Origin of the sequence: Vibrio sp. 10N.261.55.A7, assembly GCF_002877365.1 — a bacterium.
Lineage (GTDB): Bacteria > Pseudomonadota > Gammaproteobacteria > Enterobacterales > Vibrionaceae > Vibrio.
The window spans coordinates 1-16,931 of record NZ_MCWZ01000315.1; the positions used below are offsets into that span (position 1 = coordinate 1).

Consider the following 16,931-nt stretch of genomic DNA (forward strand, 5'->3'; position numbering starts at 1 on the left):
AGTACTTTCTTTAATAATTTTTCAGCACCAGTTATTTCGCTTTTATCTTTTATTGCATTGCTATGGACTATTTTCCAACAGAACAAAAGTCATAACGTGTCGCTAGAAGAACTTAGGTTAACTAGGGAAGAGATAGAACTAACTCGGGACGAAATGGCTAAAGCAACAATCGCACATGAAAACCAAGCTTTCGCATTACAGGAACAAGTCGAGGATGCAAAAAATACAGCAATAGAGCAAAAGGATTTGGCCGAATTGCAGAGTCGTGCTACTCAGTTACAACAATTTGAAAATACATTTTATTCTTTATTGGCCGAGCATAATCAATTGCTTTTGCAAATATCAAATAATAAATATTTAGTTAATGTAGTTAATGAAGAGCGAGGTGCGCATAACACTGCAATGAGTACACTTAGAAGAGAATTATTATTAGACCCTAACGTGTGCAGATATTATCGAACGTTATATCAACTGCTTAAGTTTATAGCGAGAAACCACCCCGGGAATAGTGAGAAAACCTATAATAACGAATATTTGAATGGGTTGGTTTTAGAAGGGGAGAAGTCGTACTCCAGCCTAGTCCGTTCAACAATCCCAACGAATGTTCTCCTTGCTTTAGCTATTAATTGTGTTGATGGCTATGAAGAGACTCATGCGTTTCATAAGTATTTCTTATTAGTCGAGCGTTTTAACTTTCTAGAGCATTTGGTTTTTGCTAAGTATATTAATTATGCGAGAAGAGGGGGGTTTAGTGAAATTAGTCATCCAAATGTGTACTACACCATCCTTGGTACATACTCTAAGAAATCGTTTGATAAAAATGAAAGTTCTAAAGTACGACTCCAAGAGCTCGAGACGTTATTAGATAAAAAAGATGATGGGCTGCTAAGATTGATAGCTGCAAACCCTCCTAGGGAGAATAGTGCTCTTGATGTTTTGGTTAAACAACACGGCGATCAAGTATAAAGCGTTCGGGCATCAGTTATTAGTCTTGACATTCACCTTTTAAGGGTGCAGCATAACCACATTGCAAAGCCTCATCTAACCGATGGGGCTTTGTTGTTTCTGGTCATACATTAAAATTGAAGCGCCACTTTCCTTTGTGAAAGCGGCGCTTTTTTGTGGGTGCTCTATGCAAGAGAAAATTTCTTCATTTCTTACCTACCTCACCAGTTGCTTACTTGCGCTCACTGGCATGTTCTCTATACAAGATTGGGCGGCAATCATTGGTGTGATCATGGTGTTTATCACTTACTTCACTAATCGCAGAATCAAATTGAAAATGTTGGATGAGATTCGTAGGCGTCCAGTGTCGGAAGAACTGTATGAAAAAATTAGTCAGTAAAACCGTTTGTTCAGTAGCCGCCGTTCTCGCTATTGCCTTTAGTATTGCGCCTAACATGCAAACGAGCCAACAAGGGTTAGCGCACATTGCAAACCTTGAAGGCTGCCGAACCCAAGCCTACCAATGCAGTGCAAATGTATGGACGAACGGCCTTGGCCACACAACAAGTGTGCAGCAAGGTGATGTCGTTACCAAAGAGCAAATTGCTCACAACTTTATTGCTGATGTAAAAGCCGCTGAAAGAGTAGTAAATCAATCCCTTACTGTTGATGTCACTCAATCTCAATTCGATGTGCTTGTTAGTTTCGTCTTCAACCTTGGCGCTGGTAACTTTAATCGTTCAACCATGCTTAAGCTGTTTAACAAGAACCAATCACAAAAAGCGTGTCATGAGTTGCAACGTTGGGTCTATGTTAATGGAAAAGATTGTCGTACCCCTGATAGTCAATGTTCAGGGGTAGTCAAACGAAGGGCCATTGAGCAACAAGCTTGTTTAGAAGGGTGGTGATGATATGACTCGAATCAAGCTAATAGCGACGGTTGCTCTAGGTGCTCTGTTCTTAATTTCGATTATGGTCAACGCTTGGTTGTTTAGCGTTGTTGAAGATAAGAATACCGAGCTAGGCAGTTTGAATAGCCAATTAATACTCACTGCATCAGCTAATCAAAGCATGACCGAAACGGTTGATAGGGCTGAGCGAGACAAGCTATTTGCTCAGCAAGCCGCCGATGAAATGAAAGTTCAGCTTTCAAAGCGCACCGCGAAAACTAAACAAGTCGTCACTGTGATTCAAGAGGGTATCAAACATGAAAAGTGTGCTGATGTGCCTATTCCTGACTCTATCGATTGGGTGTACTACCACTGAGTACATCACCGAATACAAAGACCGGTTGGTGATTCCGCCAGCCGCTTATCTTACTCAATGTGATCAACCATTTTATGAGCCACCGAAAACCTATGGAGAAGCGGTAACCCGTGACCCTGTTTGGTTTTCTGCGTGGCGAACCTGTGCTGATCAACTTGACCTCATCAGGCGCTTTTACGGTTTTGATGTGACACCGCTTTAATCAATCAACAGTTATATCTACCACCACCAATGGCAAACCATGCTAGTGATTTGCAACGTCGTCGTGCGTTGCCAAGCTTCGGCTATTTAACAGCAGTGCCTACGGTGGTGACCACATTCCTTTGCGTTGGCTTCTCGCCGTCTTAACTCGTTAACAATGACCACAAAGCAGGTTGCTCTGCTTACTCCTTATGTGTGAGTGCGGGATAAGAATCAAAAAGAAGCAAGTCATGGGTGAGACTCCCTACATTACTGGAAACGTCAGCCATAGGCGGTAAGGGCGTGACACTCGGAGAGACGGGATTAACTGAGGCACAACAATGAATAATGAAAAGCGCCTTTGGAATTTAACGGAACTTGAAGCGTTCGATTATCACCGCTCAACCATTCGCAAAAAGCTCAAGAACGCAGGGGTAGAGCCAACGGCTTATAAAGGGTCAACACCACTTTATGATGTGGTTCAAGTCGCGCCTTATCTGTGCCAAGCGCCAGTTAAAGAAAGCAATGCACCAGATTTAATGGGCTTTAAAACGGCGGCAGAATTTAGGGCTTACATTCAAGCCCAAAACGAAAAACTCAAGTTCATGAAGGACACCGAAGATGTGGTGGATATTACCGATTATGAAAGTGAGCTAGGGCGTTGTATTACCGCGGTTAAGGGTTTCAAAACCACGGCAATTACACGCGTAGAAACGGCGATTACTGCGATAAACCCACAGCAGCTTGAAGAGCTAGAAAGGCTGTTTAACTTTGATTTACAGGCGGTAACCGATGAGCTTGAACAAGTTTGATGAATGCTTGGGTGTTAAGTTTGCTGATGCAGCGAAGATTCGTAGAAGGCTTGCGTACTTGTGTAAGCCTGAAGACAAAACGCCAGTGGAGGCTGCTGATGAAGGCTTGTGGATCTCTAACGGTACAGACGTAACCAAGTTTCTTTCTAGCCAAGTGCCATACATGCGTGAACCTATGGATTGCTTACCCCGCCGTATTTATGAAGCAACGATTTTGATGGGGCCAGCTCGTTCGGGTAAAACCAAAGCATTGGTCGAAGGTTGGGTTAACTACGCGGTGACTCAAGCACCTGGCGATATGTTGCTTATCTACAGTACCAAGAAGAAAGCAGAGGCGATGTCGAAGAAAGATTTGGCTCGTTGCTTTGCGGCCACCAAGGGGATCAGCAAGTTAAGAACGGGCAGAAAATCAGACGACAACCTGACTTATAAGCATTTCCTTAATGGCATGAACCTAAACCTAGATTCCGCGACTGAAAGCAGTTTGTCTGCTGAGACGTTTCGTTATGTCGGTTGTTCTGATTATGACCGAGACGATGATGGTGTTGGCGATGAGGGTGATAAGTTTCAGCTGATGCTTAAGCGTATCCAAAATGCCAAATCTTCGGGTATGGCGATGGCAGAAAGTTCTCCTGGTCGCTTGGTTCGTCAGCCAATCGATGAAGAGTTGCTTGGCGCACATGAAGCGCAGCCCTGTGGCGGTATTGCTGAACTGTACAACTTTGGTGATCGTCGTTGCTGGTATTGGCAGTGTGATGACTGTGATTGTTGGTTTCGACCTGTATTTGAAGTCATGCATTGGGATGAGAGCTTAAGCAACCCTCTAGAAATGGCAAAGTCAGCGCATATGAAATGCCCACGCTGTGGTCACAAGGTTGATGAGCAACAAAAGCAAGAGAAGAACTTAGCAGCGCGTTGGTTTCGCGAGGGAGCGATTGATCAATTCGGTGAAGAAGTTACTGATGAAAGTCTGATTAGACAATCTAAATGGGCGACTTTCTGGTTTGAAGGCCCTGCGGCTACCTATCAAAGTTGGGAAGGTATTGTTCTTCGATATTTGAGTGCTCAAGGTCAGTTTGAGAATAATGGTGACGAAAATAAGCTGATGACGTTCTACAACGTTGATGTGGGTCGCCCTTATATTTTGCAAACTCAAGGCAGCGATATTGGTGCTCATGAGTTGATGCACAAAGCGGTGGACCATCCTCGTTCTGTTGTGCCTGAAAATGGTCGATTTTTGATAATGAACATCGATGTTCAAGGCGGTAAAAAGAATGCGCGGTTTGTGGTTCAGGCTCAAGTGTTTGGCGTTGGCTTACAACGTTGGGTGATTGACCGTTTTGAGATTCTAACCAATCCAAACCGTAATAATGATCGTATTAATCCTGCTGTTTATTCAGAAGATTGGGATTTGATTATCGACCAGGTGATCAAGAAAACCTACCCACTAAGCGATGGCTCTGGGCGAGTGATGAAGCCAGTTCTCACGTTGTGCGATTCAGGTGGTTCTGGTGGTGAGAAGGATGGAAAGAAAACCTCTGTTACCGATTTTGCTTACCAATTTTACAACCGACTAAAACCAAAGAGCTTGGCTCACTTGTTCCGTTTAGTTAAAGGGGCGAGCAGAGACATAGATTCTTTAGTGAAAGAGAGTCACCCAGACAAACGAAGCAAGCTTGCTCATGGTGAAATTCCTCTACTTCTTCTTCATACCAATCGTTTAAAAAATCGGGTGGCCGCGAGCTATTCAAGGCTCGAATTTGGCTCTCGATACTTCCATTTACCTAAATGGGCTGAGCGCAGTTGGTATGAAGAACTGACTGCTGAGTTTATTAACCATAAAGGTGATTGGGAGTGTCCGGCGAATACGTCGAACGAATCTTTAGACCTGTGTGCTTACGCTGAAGCAGGTATGCATTACTTAGGTGGTGACGACATCAACTGGGAAAAGCCTCCGCTATGGGCATCTGAATCACAGATGAACCCAAATGTTGTTGATGCTGATGTTAAACCAGAGTTTGAACGTAAGGTTCAACGCAGATACAACCACTCAAAAGGTATTTTCGGATGACAGCAGTTTTACCTACAAATCTAGAACGCCTTGCTTGGTACATCGAAGCAGAAAAAAAGATCTTAATGCAGCAAGAAGTCACAACGGCAGAAGGTGAAAAGCTCACGTTAGCGAGCCTTGCAACGGTTCGGTCTGAAATAGAGCGTCTAACTCGTTTGGTTTCTCAAGAAGCAACCGGTGGTAGGCGCAACATGATTAGGAGGAATTACCTTGAGTAATCCGTTAAACCTATTCGACAGAGTGGTCGCTGTGTTTAGCCCTCAACATGGCTTAAAGCGGCTGTATGACCGTTCATTACTAAACAAATACACCGCTGCACTTCCTACTGACCCAAAGACAAAGCAAAAACGTAACTTCTCTAAAACCTCTTCCAATGAATTGAACAAAGGCGCTAAGGCTATTTATCAGCGTGCTCGTGAAGGGGATGAGAACAATCCGTTTATCACCGCGATATTAGATGAGCTGTGCGCAAACATTGTTGGCCCAAACGGAATTATGGTGGAGCCACAGCCACTTGATCATAAGGGTGAGGTTCATATTGAGTTTGCTCAAGCCATTGCTAAGTGGTGGGAACTGCATTCTCTTAAACAAAATATCGATAACGAAACCTCTCGAAGTGAAACCGAATGGTTAGCTTGTCGAACTTGGCTGCGTGATGGTGAAGTGTTTGGCCGCATGTATATGGGTAAGCATCCTGATTTGATTTATCCATCAACAACGCCTTTTGCGATTCAGCCTTTTGAGCCTCAGTTTGTGCCGAGACACATTACTGAACCGGAAGGCTCTGTGATGGAAGGGATTAAACGTAATTGGCTTGGTCAGGCGATCAGCTATTTGATTCAAAAAGATGCCCAGGGCTTTGAGTTCGCGGAGGTGGATTCATCGTTTATCTGCCATTTGAAGTTTACTCGTCGTCTGCATCAAAACCGTGGGGTTTCCATTCTTCACTCTACGCTTGATTTGATTTCACGGCTTGAGAGCTACGACAACTCGGAAATGGTTAGCGCAGAGATTGCTTCTCGCTTTGCCTATTTCATTAAGCGTGATCCGACTAGCCAGAATGATGAGATTGGGCGAAGTGATGACATTTTCCTTGGGATGGGTAATTCATTTGAGTTAGCACCAGGGGAAGATGCAGGGATTGTTGAGTCTAGTCGTAAAGAATCCATGAGTGCGCCATTTCGTAACGGTCAGCAAAAGCTAGTGAGCAGTGCGGTAGGGGTAAACAACTCGTCTGTTACTCGTAATTACGATGGGGCTTACTCTTCTAACCGACAAGAACTGGTTGATTCGTTTGCTCGTTACCGAGTGCTGCAACGAAAGTTTGTTCTGAGTTGGACGCGTCCTCAATATCGTAATGCGCTTTCTATGGCGATTCTGAACGGTGAGCTAAAAGTGCCAGCGGGTGTTGATGCTTCCAGTATTCAAAACGCGATTTATCAAGCGCCAGTGATGCCGTGGATTGATCCTAAGAAAGAGATGGAAGGAATAGAGAAGGGAACGCAGCTGTGTCTGTTCTCGCTTAGCCAATCGCAACGGGAACGAAACATTAACCCGTTATCGACTCGTAAAGAGATCCAAGCAGACCGAAAGCAGATGAATGAGATGGGCATTGTGAGTACGTCTGACCCGACTCATAAGATGGCCGAAAAAATCACAACCAACAAAAATGGTGATGGAGTTATGAATGCCTAAACCAACCGAAAAAAGCTGGTACACCCTGACCAATAGCTCAGAGGATAAACCCGCTCAACTCTATATTCATGGGGTGATTGGCAGCTACGAAATAGAAGCCATTCAACTCATTGAAGCCCTGCAAGCGATAGGTGCTAAAGACCTTGTCCTACGTGTTCATACTCGTGGTGGCGGAGTCTATGAAGGGATTGCACTTCATAATGCGATTAAAGCACACAAAGGCAAAACAACGGGCGTTGTTGATGGCCTCGTTGCTTCAATTGGTACGTATGTTTTGAACGCTTGCGACAATCGCCAAATGCCAGCTAACACTTCAATGATGATTCACAATCCTCAAATTGGAGCATGGGGTGAAGAGGCCGATTTAGAAGCGGCTATGCAGCAGTGGAAGAATTCACGCGAGCTGATTTCACAAGAATATGTTGATCGTTCTGGTGGTAAGAAAAGCCATGAAGAGTTTCTAGAAGCTATGCAAAAGGAAACCTGGTTTACCGCTGAAAAGGCGTTGGAATGGGGCTTGATTGATGAGGTGATCGATTCGGTTGATCTTAGCAATTGCTTCTCTGAGGACGATGTTAACAATCTATCAGCCTTTAAAAACGTTCCCGACTCGTTATTGAATTGTTTGTCTTCAGAAGAACAATCAACACCGAGTACTCCGCCAGATACAAACGAACGGCCACTTTCAAACAATCTATCCGATTCAAACAACCAAGCAATTTCAAACCATCAACCACACTCAAACACTGAACAGGTAAGCGACATGCCGAAACCATTTACACCAGAAGAGCTGCAAAATGCAGTAAAAGCTGAGAACCAACGCCAGTTAGACATTCGAGCGTTATGTACTCAGCACAAAGTAAGCGATGAGCTGACTAACGAGTTGTTGGTTGATCTTGAATGCTCAGTTAATAAAGCATCAGCCAAGATTCTAGAAAATATGGGGGAGCAAACCGTTACAGGTCAGCGTCAACCCGAATCTAATTTAACGGCTTCACACATTCGCGTTGATAACGGAAACCACGTTAAAGATGAACTACAAAATGCACTCAATGCGCGAGCAGGTGTGGCAGAGCTAGAGAAAGATAACTCGTTTGGTAATGAGTCATTATTGAACATGGCCAGAGCCTGTTTAGATGTGAATGCTCGTAGTGCAGTGACCAAGAACGAGCTGGTGAACCGAGCGTTTAACTCAGGTGATTTTGGCGACATTATCACTGAAGGCATTCGCACCGTTATGTTGGATGAGAAGAAGGTTCGTTCTCCTCTATGGCGTGATTTGGCTAACGTTGAGAACCTAAGTGATTTTCGCGAAACAGAATTGGTGATGGTGAACGATGCACCTGACCTAATGGGCGTGGGTGAAGACGGTGAATACAAAGCAGCGACCTTAAAAGGCAGCGGTGAGCGTATTCAACTTGCTACGTTTGGTCGAGAGATTAAGTTTACTCGTCAAGCCATCATTAACGATGAGATTGGTTTAGTGGCCAAAGTGCCTCGTAAGTTCATGCAAGCCGGTTACCGACTGTCTGACAAACTGATGTTTAACGCTATCCTAAGCGGCAAAATGAAAGATGGTAAATCTATCTTCCAGAAAGCGCCAAGTGCCGATAAGTGGGGCAACCTCATTGATGATGTCACGGCAGCTGATTACACCGCGTTGATCATGGCTCTGCATAAGGTCTTTGCAACGGCGACGACAGTTCCTTTGAATGGTGATAAAGACGGTGGTGGCGATGCCTTGGATTTACGTGGTGAGTTTTTGATTGCTCACCCTGACCATGCATCAATGCTTGAAGCGGTACTCAATACCGCAAGTAAGCCAACTGAATTCAATCCAGCCTATAAGAAGTTCAAGAACGTCATTGAAACTGCGCGAGTTACTGGTGTGAATGGCGCATTGGCTCTAACAGGTAAAGACTTCGACACTGTATTGATGGGCTTCCTAGATGGTCAACAAGACCCGTGGTTAGAAACAGCGGATGGTTGGTCAAGCGATGGGGCTAAGTTCCGCATCACTTATGACATCACCTCTAAGGTTGTTGATCGTCGTGGCATTGCGAAGGCGACATTCAAGTCGAGTTAAAACCAAAGCAACTTAAAGCCAAGGCGAGTTAAAACACTTGTCGAACTTCATCCAATTCTAACTGGGAGCTGATTGCTCCCTTTTTCATGTTTCAAATTCTAAAAAGAGAACTGTTATGCAGCTTAGTAAAGGCAAAAAGATCGCGGTGATTGCACCTGTAGGCGGTTTTACTAAAGACGTACCTGTATTGGTTGGCGCACTGTTGGTTGTTCCTCATTTCACGGTTCAGGCAGGTGATGCGGTCACTTGTAGTTACGACGGGTTTTATGATGGGCCGATTAAAGCCGGTGATACGCCAGCTTTCAATTGTGAGCCTGCTTACTTTAAGGGTGGAGAGTTCACTAAGACTCTACCTTCTTCCTCGGGTGATATTAAGCAACCCATTGGCGTGTTTGTTGAAGGTGGTGTGTTGCTCATGGGTGAGGTGATCACTCAGTTCGTTGCTTAGGCGGCTTAGTATGAGCAGCGCATTTGATTATGCTCGGAGCCTTCTTCGAGCTTCCATCACTGACAGTTTCGGTTATACCATTTCAATAACAGCTTCAGATGGTGAACCTAAAGAGATTAAAGGCTATATCCAAAGTGCAAAGCGTGGAAACCATACGGTGCATCGCCTTATCACTAGCGAGTCGTTGCCCGAGTCTTGCAGTACTGTTTATCGCGACCTGAACTTTATGCTCGTTTATGAGCAGCCAGTAAAGGGCAACGGTACTGACAGCCAGATCAGCAATGAATATGTGATGGTGCCAATAGGTGAAGGGGCAAGCTCTAATGGTTGGTCTGAATTCACCGAGTAGCGTTACTAACGTTACTAACAACTCTCGAATGTTGATTGATTCTGAGTTTATTCGCAAATACGAAGCCTTTGAAAAAGAGATTCCCAAAGTAGTCAGCCGAGCCGCAACGCTAACCAATCGTTGGCTGCGAGCCGTCACGATGGCCGAACTTGGCTTTGAGCTGAAAATTGACAACAAGTCTTTGCGTTCGCGCTTTCGTACCTATAAGAACGGGCGGATTTCAAAGCTGTGGATTGGGGTTAATGAAGTGGGTGTTCATCGAACCGGTAAGCCAGTTCAAAATAAGCTTGGTGTCCGAGTTGGCAGTGAGTTCTATGAAGGGGCGTTTATCTCTTCAATGGATAGCGATGAGCTTTTGGTTTTCCGAAGAACGGGAAAGCAGCGTAAAAGCATCAAGCTTGTGACGGTCGATATATCAGATGACACCGAAAACATTGTGAGCAACTACTTGCCTGACATTAATCGCAAATTCGAGGAGTTTTTCCATCGTGAGTTCCGAACAGTACTTTCGCTCGCCGCGTGAGTGGGTCAAAAAAGTGGTTGAGCATTTAGAGCAGGCGTTGAGTATTCGTATTAAAACCTCTTATCAACGCTGTGCCAAAGAGCTAACCAGTACTCAGATTAGTTACTTAGTCGGTGAAGTTGAGCCTGTGAATAGTTTCTCTAACGATGGAAGGGCAAAGCACAATATTGAATTACGGTTTTTGGTTGAGGTGCCGACTTCAATCAATGAGTTTGATCTTGAAGCTTTGGATGCTTCGACCCGTGTAGAACGTGAGTTATCTAACGAGTTCTTCAATGTGGGTGACGACTTAGAAGAGAGTGTTTTGGTTTCCAATCTACCAAGCCGATTCAACCCAGAACTGGGCGTTTTTGCACGTACGGTGACCTTTAAGCAAACCATTCGTATGGGCCCAATTGCAGAGACAGCGATTGAACTAGCAGGAGTTGAAAGTGATGCAGTGGATGAATCGGTTACTGGCTCTTGAACGTAAAGTGCTTTCTTTGACTGAAGAGCTAGAAGATACAAACAGGCGCCTCGCTAACATCGTTCGTTTGGGAACGGTGGCGGTGGCCAATGAAGACACAGTAGATATAAAAACAGGAGCAAACCTTGCAAAAGGGGCTCCTTTTTTTGTGCCTAGTGCCGGAAGAGTCACTCATTACCGACGGCCAACTGTAGGTGAGCAATGCATTGTGATTAATCTTGGCAGCGGTGACAGCTTGAGTAATTCAGTCGCGCTGATGGGGCTGCGGTCTACTTTGTTTCCTTTCCCTACGTTGAAAGATAACGAGGTAATGACAGATTACGGCGGTGGAATGTCGGAGGTTTATGACCTGGATGAAGGCTCGTTAACTTGTACTTACCCTGGTGGCATGAATCTCAATGCTGATTTAACTCATGTTGGAAATCAAGAGCATTCCGGTAACACCAATCGCACTGGCGATACTATTTCTACGGGCAGCATTGTTAGTACCGGTTCGTTTAATCACCAAGGCGCGTTTGCTGTTTCTGGTGGAGTAGGCGGAGGTGCAGCGACGTTCGCCGGTTCAATGGAAGTAACGGACGGTGATGTTGTTGTCGATGGGTACAGTGTGAAGCTTCACTTCCATATTGACGATGAAGGTAGGCCAACCAGTAAGGCAAAACAATGATAGCAATTGATCAAGATACTGGGCTTACGGTAACGGGTATTAAAGCGTTGAGCTGTCGTATTAAGCGCGTGTTGACCACCAAGGTTGGCTCACGAGTAAAACGAAGAGCATTAGGCAACCGAGCGGTTGAACGATTGGGTAAAAATCAGAGCCCTTCAGAAGCACTTATCGTTCAAAACCTATCGATTGAAGCGCTGACCAATACCAACAATCAACTTGAAGGCTTAACCGTTGAGCAGTGTTTAGCTTCTTCTACATCAACAGGCTTTGTTGTGAAAGTGGTTGGTAAATGGCAAGGCGAACCGCTGAAAATGAGCGTTAATTTATGACGATATTAGCGAAAGAAGAAAGGCCCAAAGCATTCCAAGAGCCGAATTTTGAAACCTTGCTAAGTGAGTACATCGCATTTGCTGTTGCTCATTGCGCGGCAAGTGATGAGGAAAAAGCGGTTTATCTTCAAGAGGCACTCACCAATGACAGTGAGCTACTTGCTCAAGTCTTACAGTCACTTGTTCTCAAGTACATTGCTGACACAAGAGAAAAGAATTATTGGGCGCTGCAGATGTTTCGCAAGTATGTCACTGAAACCGATATGGTGGATTTGATAGCGATGCAGTACAGCTTGAAGCGTCAAACACTAACAGCAGAAGACAACTCTGTATTTCCTCCAAAGCCTGCGGTGATGGAATCTAATGAAGATCTTCTACGTCGTTTCGATTTGGCGGCTTATCAATTTCATACCACGGGCACTCGCCTTGGTTACCGTTTTCACGCACTAACACTTGATGAGCGGCCCGTGATTAAAGTGGAATCAGAAGCTGATGCCGTTCTAGTTCGTTATGAGTTTCCAAAGACTGCTCAACCTGCGTTGGTGAAAGACGCTCAAGCAAGAATGGTTGAAGCGAATTCAGGCAAAGTTGAAGTGGCGATTCTGAGCCGTGAAAGCGTGGATGGTGTGCCGAGTGCCGCTCTACTTGAACGGGCGAGTCAGTATTTGAATCGTGATGATATTGCTCAAGAGAGTGATGAAATCACAACGAAAGCAGCAATTCCAAAACCTTACCGAATCAGTGTGGTGCTCTATACCGGTGCTAACCCGAATAACCATGTCTCTCAAGAGCAGGCACAATTAGCCGGCATTACTTTTTCAGAGCGTAAGCACCGTTTGGAAGAGGTGATAGATGTTGAGGAAATTGGCCATGAGTTCTTTGAACTTGGCGTTAAGCGAGTGAAGGTTCTAGAGCCTGCGACGGATGTAACTTGTCGTTGGGATGAGGCGCCATATTGCACTGAGGTGATCGTTGATGTCAGAGCCGAATGATTTTATTAGTGTTCAACCAGACAACCGAACCCTTGTTGAAGAGTCACTGGAATATGCCTGGCAACAGTTACTCAAACAAACCGCTAATCCTTATCCTGATTTAAAGAACCCTTTACTAACACCTGATGAATTTGTTGTGCTTTTGGCTGGCGAACGTGGAGTCGCAGATTGGCAACCAAATGACACATTAGATCAGCAACGGCAAACTACGGATAAGGCATTTGAAATTCATAGCAAAGCAGGTACGCGGCTAGGGCTAAACCGAGCTCTATCGACGTTGGGCTTTCTTTCCGAAGTAGCGAGAGGCTCTTTACCTTACTCGTTAGATATTGAAGCCGAGGTAGAAAAGGGCGCATTAACCGGCGACCTTCAAAAGCGTTTATCACAGCGTGTGACCACCTATAAAAGTGAACGTGATTCAATCTCTTTGGATTTAGTTCGTTCTACAACGATAGCTAGGAACGTTGCCTGCTTTGGTGAAACAGGGGTGATCAGTGATAGCCCTCCATTTATTTTTCAAGATCAAGAACGTGTCGTTTCAATGCGAGTTGGAATATTGAACGAAGCGTATGTTTACAGTGATTCGAGAGCCGCAATATGACGCAAATGACACCGCAACAACTGAATGCGCTAGATACTCAGGGCTACCAAACATTAGTGGGGATTCAAGCAGAAGCTGCCGCTAAAGCACTGGGTGAGAAAGTCTTAATTACTCATATCAAAATTGATGGTGGTTTATTAGCTGAGAATCAGTCGCCGATTAATGTCACCGAGATGGTCAATGACTTGGGCGCTGATGGGCTATTCCCTGCAACGGTTAAGCAAGATTTAGATAACCCAGGTGAATTCATTGTTCAAATCAGTATTTCTGCTGATCACCATATCAATAATCAGGGTTATCAAATCTGGGGCTTAGCCGCGATAACCGACAAAGGCGAGCTCTATTCATATCGTCGTGTTGAAGGGGATTTCAAAAGCTATAAACCAGGTGACGCGAAGAGCTTCATTTATCGTCTACGCTTTCAAACATCCAATGCAGAGGTTATTAACTTCACGGTTGATCCTTCAGTGGTGCTAGTGTCTGAAAGAGATTTAAATGAGTTTGACGAGAAGCACAAAGCGGAAGAAGATCCGCATGGGCAGTACCCGTTAGCAAGTATCGCTCAGTTTTTACCTTATGACCCTAACCGAGTGTATTCAGTCGGTGAGATTTGCTACTCAAAAGACCAAGCTACAGGTGAACTTAGTTATTGGCAGTGGTATTCAAATGTTGAATCACTTGCAGGTAAATCCCCTTTGTTGGATGTTAACCGTCACATAGGTTGGGCAGATAGCACAAAGCCATTTTATTGGATTCCATACACAGGTGATCAGATTGGTATGCCGTTTTTTTGGTTAGATACCAACGCCCCAGAGTGGGCTGTGATGGAGATAAATGTTGATTTACCTATCGCTGTATATTGGCGATTAGCGCGCAGATATCCGCACCTTGTGACAAGCAATATAATCAACACCGGTGACATTCGAGGTGAGTTTTTGCGAGTGTTAGATCAAGGGCGGGGAATAGACGTAGAACGAATATTAAACAGCGGTCAATTGGACGCTATGGAAGAGCATTACCATGAATATCAAGCGTTCAGACGAGTAGGGAATTCTGAAGAGTTGCTAACGCCGGAGCGAAATTTCACCCTCACTGGAAATAATACATCTGGAATTAGAGGAGCCAAATCAGCCAACGAAACTCGACCTCGAAACATTGCGAGACCAATGGCTATTACAATCTAAGGAGTCAATATGATCGAAGTAAAACAATATTGGCCAATTAATAGCCAAACTAAAGAAGTGCAACCACCTATCGAAGCACAAAAGCGTGGTGGTACTTGGCATATATCTAAAAACGCGTTATTGAACGAGCCTGTTTCTAGTAAAGAAGGCTATGCAGTCGTTGCTATTTTTGATGAAAACGGCATTCCAGTTGGTTCTGAGCTGATTGAAGACCACCGTTCTAGTGGTGTTTATAAAATATCAAACTGCGCAGAGTCGAAAGTTATCACTGAACTTGGCCCAATTGAAGATGGTTGGACAGAACTAGAGCCCAGTACTCATTTTGATGTTTGGAAAAATGGTCAGTGGGTGTTAAACGAACAAGCCAAGTATGAAGCTGAAGTATTGGAAGTGAGCAACAAACGACAAGCACTTTACCAAACGATGGTTGACCCGCTAAATAAAGAAGCAGCGATGGCTCGACGTATTGAAGTAAACGAAGACAAAGCGCAAGCCAATGAAGCGCAAGCCGATGCTGCTTACTTAAAAATCCGTGATGAAAACCCCTGGCCAATCCCACTTACAAAATAACGTAATCAATTAAACAACCAAACCCGCCAGTGCATGTACTAGGCGGGTTTTTTATTGGAGCTAGTTCATGGCAAGCACTGAACAAACACCTGTATCCAAACTAAAGCTGTACCCATTATTAAAACCCCTTCGTCAGAATGGGCGATGGTGGTTTCCAGATAAAGACCAAACCATTTCACTCTTACCATCACAGGCCACAATGCTATTGCTAAGTGGAAAAATAGGTAAGCCAGTATCACCGAAAGTAGTCACTGAAAGTGTCAAGCTAACGGTGAAAACTACACCTGAAAAAGAGGGCAAGTAATGCTCGCACCAATTCAAGATTTTGAACTCAATGGCGTTGAAGTTAAGACAATTGAACCAATGCCAGGCATGGGGCCACTTGCCTTGCAGGTAGTGCACCTAATCGGTACTGCTACGAATAAAAACGCAGGGCTAAATTATGATGAGCCAACTCGGTTGTGGAATTACTCCCACGCTATGTTGATGCTCGATAGTACGGGTGATCGTGAAGGATCACTGCCTAATGTTGTACGTTACTTACTTGAGTATGTTCAGTGTATTTTGTACGTTACCGTTGTTGCTGAAGGTGTCGATGCTGCAGCGACAGAAGCTGCAATCATCGGTGGTGTTGATGGTGCTACGGGGGCGATTACTGGCTTACAAACGGTAAAGGCTTGCGCTGAAACCCCAACTATTATTGCAACTCCTGGCTTTACCTCAAAACCTGTCGGGCAAGCACTAGCATTAATGGGGCGAGATGTTCGCTGTCGACCTGTCTTGGACGGGCCAAATACCAATGACATGGCAGCTGGCGAATTCGCGGCAGATTTTGGTGCAGAGGGTACTGGTGAAGATAAGCTTTGTATTATCGACCCTTGGTTCTTAAAAACCTACGATGGTGTTCAGTTGCTAATGCCTGCTTCCATTGCATTAGTTGCTGCAATGGCCTCGGTTGAAGGGTATGAAAGCCCTCAGAATCGAAGCATTCTTTGTGATGAAACAGCTCGTAACGTGTCATATAAAATCAATGACAAAACTACTCAAGCCAACTTCTTAAATAAACACGGTGTAGTGACTATCGCTCGTACACGTATGGGAGGCTACTCAGTCATTGGTAACCGAACTAATACGGGGCGTTTTATTAGCCATGTTGGGCTTGAAGATCTTATGGCTCGTAAACTCGAAGAGACAAGTCAGCCTCTCATGGGTAAAAACCTGACTGAAGAGTTCATGGAGCAGGTAATTGATCGCCTAACTAACTGGGGCCAGAACCTTGTTGCTCAAGGCGTGATTCCTGTATTCAAAGCGTTTCTTCATCCAGATAAAAACAACCTAGAAAACTATAACTCTGGGCGATGGTACTTGTGCGTGAATTACGGTCGATACTCACCAAACGAACACATGGTGTATGAAATGAGTGTTGATAATGGTTTGATTGAAGCTTGGTTAGAGGAGGTTGTAAATGGCTGATCGTATTCGTATGCGTCTTACGGCACTGGTTGAAGCGGTGCCTTTGATGAATGAAATTGTGGAGTTTACGCCACCTGATTTAAAAGCGAAGACCGCCTCAAATGATGGCGGTTTTTTTCAATCTGATGATGTGGTTGGGTTTGAAGCCTTAAAGTGGACGTTAAAAGTGCATGGTGATCATCGTGCATTGCAAAACTCATTGGGCCGCTTCTTCATGGACAATGCTCAAATCAATATCACGGAGCAGGGTAAACATACCGACGGTATGAATTAC

22 protein-coding genes and 1 pseudogene are annotated in these 16,931 nt (G+C 44.6%); all 23 read left to right on the top strand.

Features of this window, described 5'->3' with window-relative positions; genetic code table 11:
• Positions 1–966, top strand: a 966-nt coding sequence (locus tag BCU12_RS19140; protein WP_198599383.1) for a putative phage abortive infection protein, incomplete at its 5' end; no start/stop codon positions are given.
• A 166-nt stretch (positions 967–1,132) separates the two neighbouring features.
• Positions 1,133–1,345 (top strand): HP1 family phage holin, encoded by a 213-nt coding sequence (locus BCU12_RS19145; RefSeq protein WP_102405866.1) that lies wholly within the window; start codon positions 1,133–1,135, stop codon positions 1,343–1,345.
• Entirely contained in the window at positions 1,326–1,853 is a 528-nt protein-coding gene (locus tag BCU12_RS19150; RefSeq protein ID WP_102405849.1) for a lysozyme, read from the top strand. Before BCU12_RS19145 ends, BCU12_RS19150 begins: the two co-directional genes overlap by 20 nt.
• A 4-nt stretch (positions 1,854–1,857) precedes the next feature.
• A complete protein-coding gene (locus BCU12_RS19155) occupies positions 1,858–2,211 on the top strand; it encodes a hypothetical protein (RefSeq protein ID WP_102405850.1) in 354 nt (117 codons plus the stop codon).
• A gap of 28 nt (positions 2,212–2,239) precedes the next feature.
• Positions 2,240–2,413, top strand: coding sequence for a hypothetical protein (locus BCU12_RS19160; protein WP_241909878.1), 174 nt, complete (start codon positions 2,240–2,242; stop codon positions 2,411–2,413).
• Between the two features lie 319 nt (positions 2,414–2,732).
• Complete coding sequence (locus tag BCU12_RS19165) at positions 2,733–3,203, top strand: hypothetical protein (protein ID WP_102405852.1); 471 nt, start codon at positions 2,733–2,735, stop codon at positions 3,201–3,203.
• A complete protein-coding gene (locus tag BCU12_RS19170; protein WP_102405853.1) occupies positions 3,184–5,274 on the top strand; it encodes a terminase gpA endonuclease subunit in 2,091 nt (696 codons plus the stop codon). The genes BCU12_RS19165 and BCU12_RS19170 overlap by 20 nt, the downstream gene beginning before the upstream one ends.
• Positions 5,271–5,492, top strand: a complete 222-nt coding sequence (locus BCU12_RS19175; protein ID WP_102405854.1) for a hypothetical protein — start codon at positions 5,271–5,273, stop codon at positions 5,490–5,492. The genes BCU12_RS19170 and BCU12_RS19175 overlap by 4 nt, the downstream gene beginning before the upstream one ends.
• Positions 5,485–6,969 (top strand): phage portal protein, encoded by a 1,485-nt coding sequence (locus tag BCU12_RS19180; RefSeq protein ID WP_102405855.1) that lies wholly within the window; start codon positions 5,485–5,487, stop codon positions 6,967–6,969. Before BCU12_RS19175 ends, BCU12_RS19180 begins: the two co-directional genes overlap by 8 nt.
• Positions 6,962–9,055, top strand: a complete 2,094-nt coding sequence (locus tag BCU12_RS19185) for a ClpP-like prohead protease/major capsid protein fusion protein (protein ID WP_102405856.1) — start codon at positions 6,962–6,964, stop codon at positions 9,053–9,055. The genes BCU12_RS19180 and BCU12_RS19185 overlap by 8 nt, the downstream gene beginning before the upstream one ends.
• 115 nt (positions 9,056–9,170) lie before the next feature.
• Positions 9,171–9,503: a DUF2190 family protein gene (locus BCU12_RS19190; RefSeq protein WP_102405857.1), complete on the top strand. Its 333-nt coding sequence runs from the start codon at positions 9,171–9,173 to the stop codon at positions 9,501–9,503.
• Positions 9,504–9,513: 10 nt separating this feature from the next.
• Positions 9,514–9,852 carry a hypothetical protein gene (locus tag BCU12_RS19195; RefSeq protein WP_102405858.1) on the top strand — a complete coding sequence of 113 codons (339 nt, stop codon included), beginning with the start codon at positions 9,514–9,516 and terminating at the stop codon, positions 9,850–9,852.
• Positions 9,827–10,375 (top strand): phage tail protein, encoded by a 549-nt coding sequence (locus tag BCU12_RS19200; protein ID WP_102405859.1) that lies wholly within the window; start codon positions 9,827–9,829, stop codon positions 10,373–10,375. Before BCU12_RS19195 ends, BCU12_RS19200 begins: the two co-directional genes overlap by 26 nt.
• Positions 10,341–10,841 carry a hypothetical protein gene (locus tag BCU12_RS19205; RefSeq protein WP_102405860.1) on the top strand — a complete coding sequence of 167 codons (501 nt, stop codon included), beginning with the start codon at positions 10,341–10,343 and terminating at the stop codon, positions 10,839–10,841. The genes BCU12_RS19200 and BCU12_RS19205 overlap by 35 nt, the downstream gene beginning before the upstream one ends.
• Positions 10,810–11,508: a phage baseplate assembly protein V gene (locus tag BCU12_RS19210; protein ID WP_241909879.1), complete on the top strand. Its 699-nt coding sequence runs from the start codon at positions 10,810–10,812 to the stop codon at positions 11,506–11,508. Before BCU12_RS19205 ends, BCU12_RS19210 begins: the two co-directional genes overlap by 32 nt.
• The gene (locus BCU12_RS19215; RefSeq protein WP_102405861.1) at positions 11,505–11,837 is read left to right on the top strand and encodes a phage baseplate protein; all 333 of its coding nucleotides are present in this window, start codon (positions 11,505–11,507) and stop codon (positions 11,835–11,837) included. Before BCU12_RS19210 ends, BCU12_RS19215 begins: the two co-directional genes overlap by 4 nt.
• Positions 11,834–12,829 carry a baseplate J/gp47 family protein gene (locus BCU12_RS19220; RefSeq protein WP_198599384.1) on the top strand — a complete coding sequence of 332 codons (996 nt, stop codon included), beginning with the start codon at positions 11,834–11,836 and terminating at the stop codon, positions 12,827–12,829. Before BCU12_RS19215 ends, BCU12_RS19220 begins: the two co-directional genes overlap by 4 nt.
• Positions 12,813–13,430 (top strand): phage tail protein, encoded by a 618-nt coding sequence (locus BCU12_RS19225; protein WP_102405862.1) that lies wholly within the window; start codon positions 12,813–12,815, stop codon positions 13,428–13,430. Before BCU12_RS19220 ends, BCU12_RS19225 begins: the two co-directional genes overlap by 17 nt.
• The gene (locus BCU12_RS19230; protein WP_198599385.1) at positions 13,427–14,614 is read left to right on the top strand and encodes a phage tail protein; all 1,188 of its coding nucleotides are present in this window, start codon (positions 13,427–13,429) and stop codon (positions 14,612–14,614) included. Before BCU12_RS19225 ends, BCU12_RS19230 begins: the two co-directional genes overlap by 4 nt.
• A gap of 9 nt (positions 14,615–14,623) precedes the next feature.
• Positions 14,624–15,184, top strand: a complete 561-nt coding sequence (locus BCU12_RS19235; RefSeq protein ID WP_102405863.1) for a hypothetical protein — start codon at positions 14,624–14,626, stop codon at positions 15,182–15,184.
• Positions 15,185–15,251: 67 nt separating this feature from the next.
• On the top strand, positions 15,252–15,488 hold the full coding sequence (locus tag BCU12_RS19240; protein ID WP_102405864.1) for a hypothetical protein: 237 nt from the start codon (positions 15,252–15,254) through the stop codon (positions 15,486–15,488).
• A complete protein-coding gene (locus BCU12_RS19245) occupies positions 15,488–16,657 on the top strand; it encodes a phage tail protein (RefSeq protein WP_102405865.1) in 1,170 nt (389 codons plus the stop codon). The genes BCU12_RS19240 and BCU12_RS19245 overlap by 1 nt, the downstream gene beginning before the upstream one ends.
• Positions 16,650–16,931 (top strand): annotated as a pseudogene (locus BCU12_RS19250) (hypothetical protein); the annotation flags it as partial. The gene BCU12_RS19245 and the pseudogene BCU12_RS19250, both read left to right, overlap by 8 nt.

Bases quoted from the DNA above. Each gene is read 5' to 3' on its own strand.
- BCU12_RS19185 (WP_102405856.1), top strand. From the start codon at position 6,962: ATGCCTAAACCAACCGAAAAAAGCTGGTACACCCTGACCAATAGCTCA.
- BCU12_RS19155 (WP_102405850.1), top strand. From the start codon at position 1,858: ATGACTCGAATCAAGCTAATAGCGACGGTTGCTCTAGGTGCTCTGTTC.
- BCU12_RS19235 (WP_102405863.1), top strand. From the start codon at position 14,624: ATGATCGAAGTAAAACAATATTGGCCAATTAATAGCCAAACTAAAGAA.
- BCU12_RS19195 (WP_102405858.1), top strand. From the start codon at position 9,514: ATGAGCAGCGCATTTGATTATGCTCGGAGCCTTCTTCGAGCTTCCATC.
- BCU12_RS19200 (WP_102405859.1), top strand. From the start codon at position 9,827: ATGGTTGGTCTGAATTCACCGAGTAGCGTTACTAACGTTACTAACAAC.
- BCU12_RS19165 (WP_102405852.1), top strand. From the start codon at position 2,733: ATGAATAATGAAAAGCGCCTTTGGAATTTAACGGAACTTGAAGCGTTC.
- BCU12_RS19215 (WP_102405861.1), top strand. From the start codon at position 11,505: ATGATAGCAATTGATCAAGATACTGGGCTTACGGTAACGGGTATTAAA.
- BCU12_RS19150 (WP_102405849.1), top strand. From the start codon at position 1,326: ATGAAAAAATTAGTCAGTAAAACCGTTTGTTCAGTAGCCGCCGTTCTC.
- BCU12_RS19220 (WP_198599384.1), top strand. From the start codon at position 11,834: ATGACGATATTAGCGAAAGAAGAAAGGCCCAAAGCATTCCAAGAGCCG.
- BCU12_RS19240 (WP_102405864.1), top strand. From the start codon at position 15,252: ATGGCAAGCACTGAACAAACACCTGTATCCAAACTAAAGCTGTACCCA.
- BCU12_RS19170 (WP_102405853.1), top strand. From the start codon at position 3,184: ATGAGCTTGAACAAGTTTGATGAATGCTTGGGTGTTAAGTTTGCTGAT.
- BCU12_RS19190 (WP_102405857.1), top strand. From the start codon at position 9,171: ATGCAGCTTAGTAAAGGCAAAAAGATCGCGGTGATTGCACCTGTAGGC.
- BCU12_RS19225 (WP_102405862.1), top strand. From the start codon at position 12,813: ATGTCAGAGCCGAATGATTTTATTAGTGTTCAACCAGACAACCGAACC.
- BCU12_RS19175 (WP_102405854.1), top strand. From the start codon at position 5,271: ATGACAGCAGTTTTACCTACAAATCTAGAACGCCTTGCTTGGTACATC.
- BCU12_RS19245 (WP_102405865.1), top strand. From the start codon at position 15,488: ATGCTCGCACCAATTCAAGATTTTGAACTCAATGGCGTTGAAGTTAAG.
- BCU12_RS19145 (WP_102405866.1), top strand. From the start codon at position 1,133: ATGCAAGAGAAAATTTCTTCATTTCTTACCTACCTCACCAGTTGCTTA.
- BCU12_RS19230 (WP_198599385.1), top strand. From the start codon at position 13,427: ATGACGCAAATGACACCGCAACAACTGAATGCGCTAGATACTCAGGGC.
- BCU12_RS19210 (WP_241909879.1), top strand. From the start codon at position 10,810: ATGCAGTGGATGAATCGGTTACTGGCTCTTGAACGTAAAGTGCTTTCT.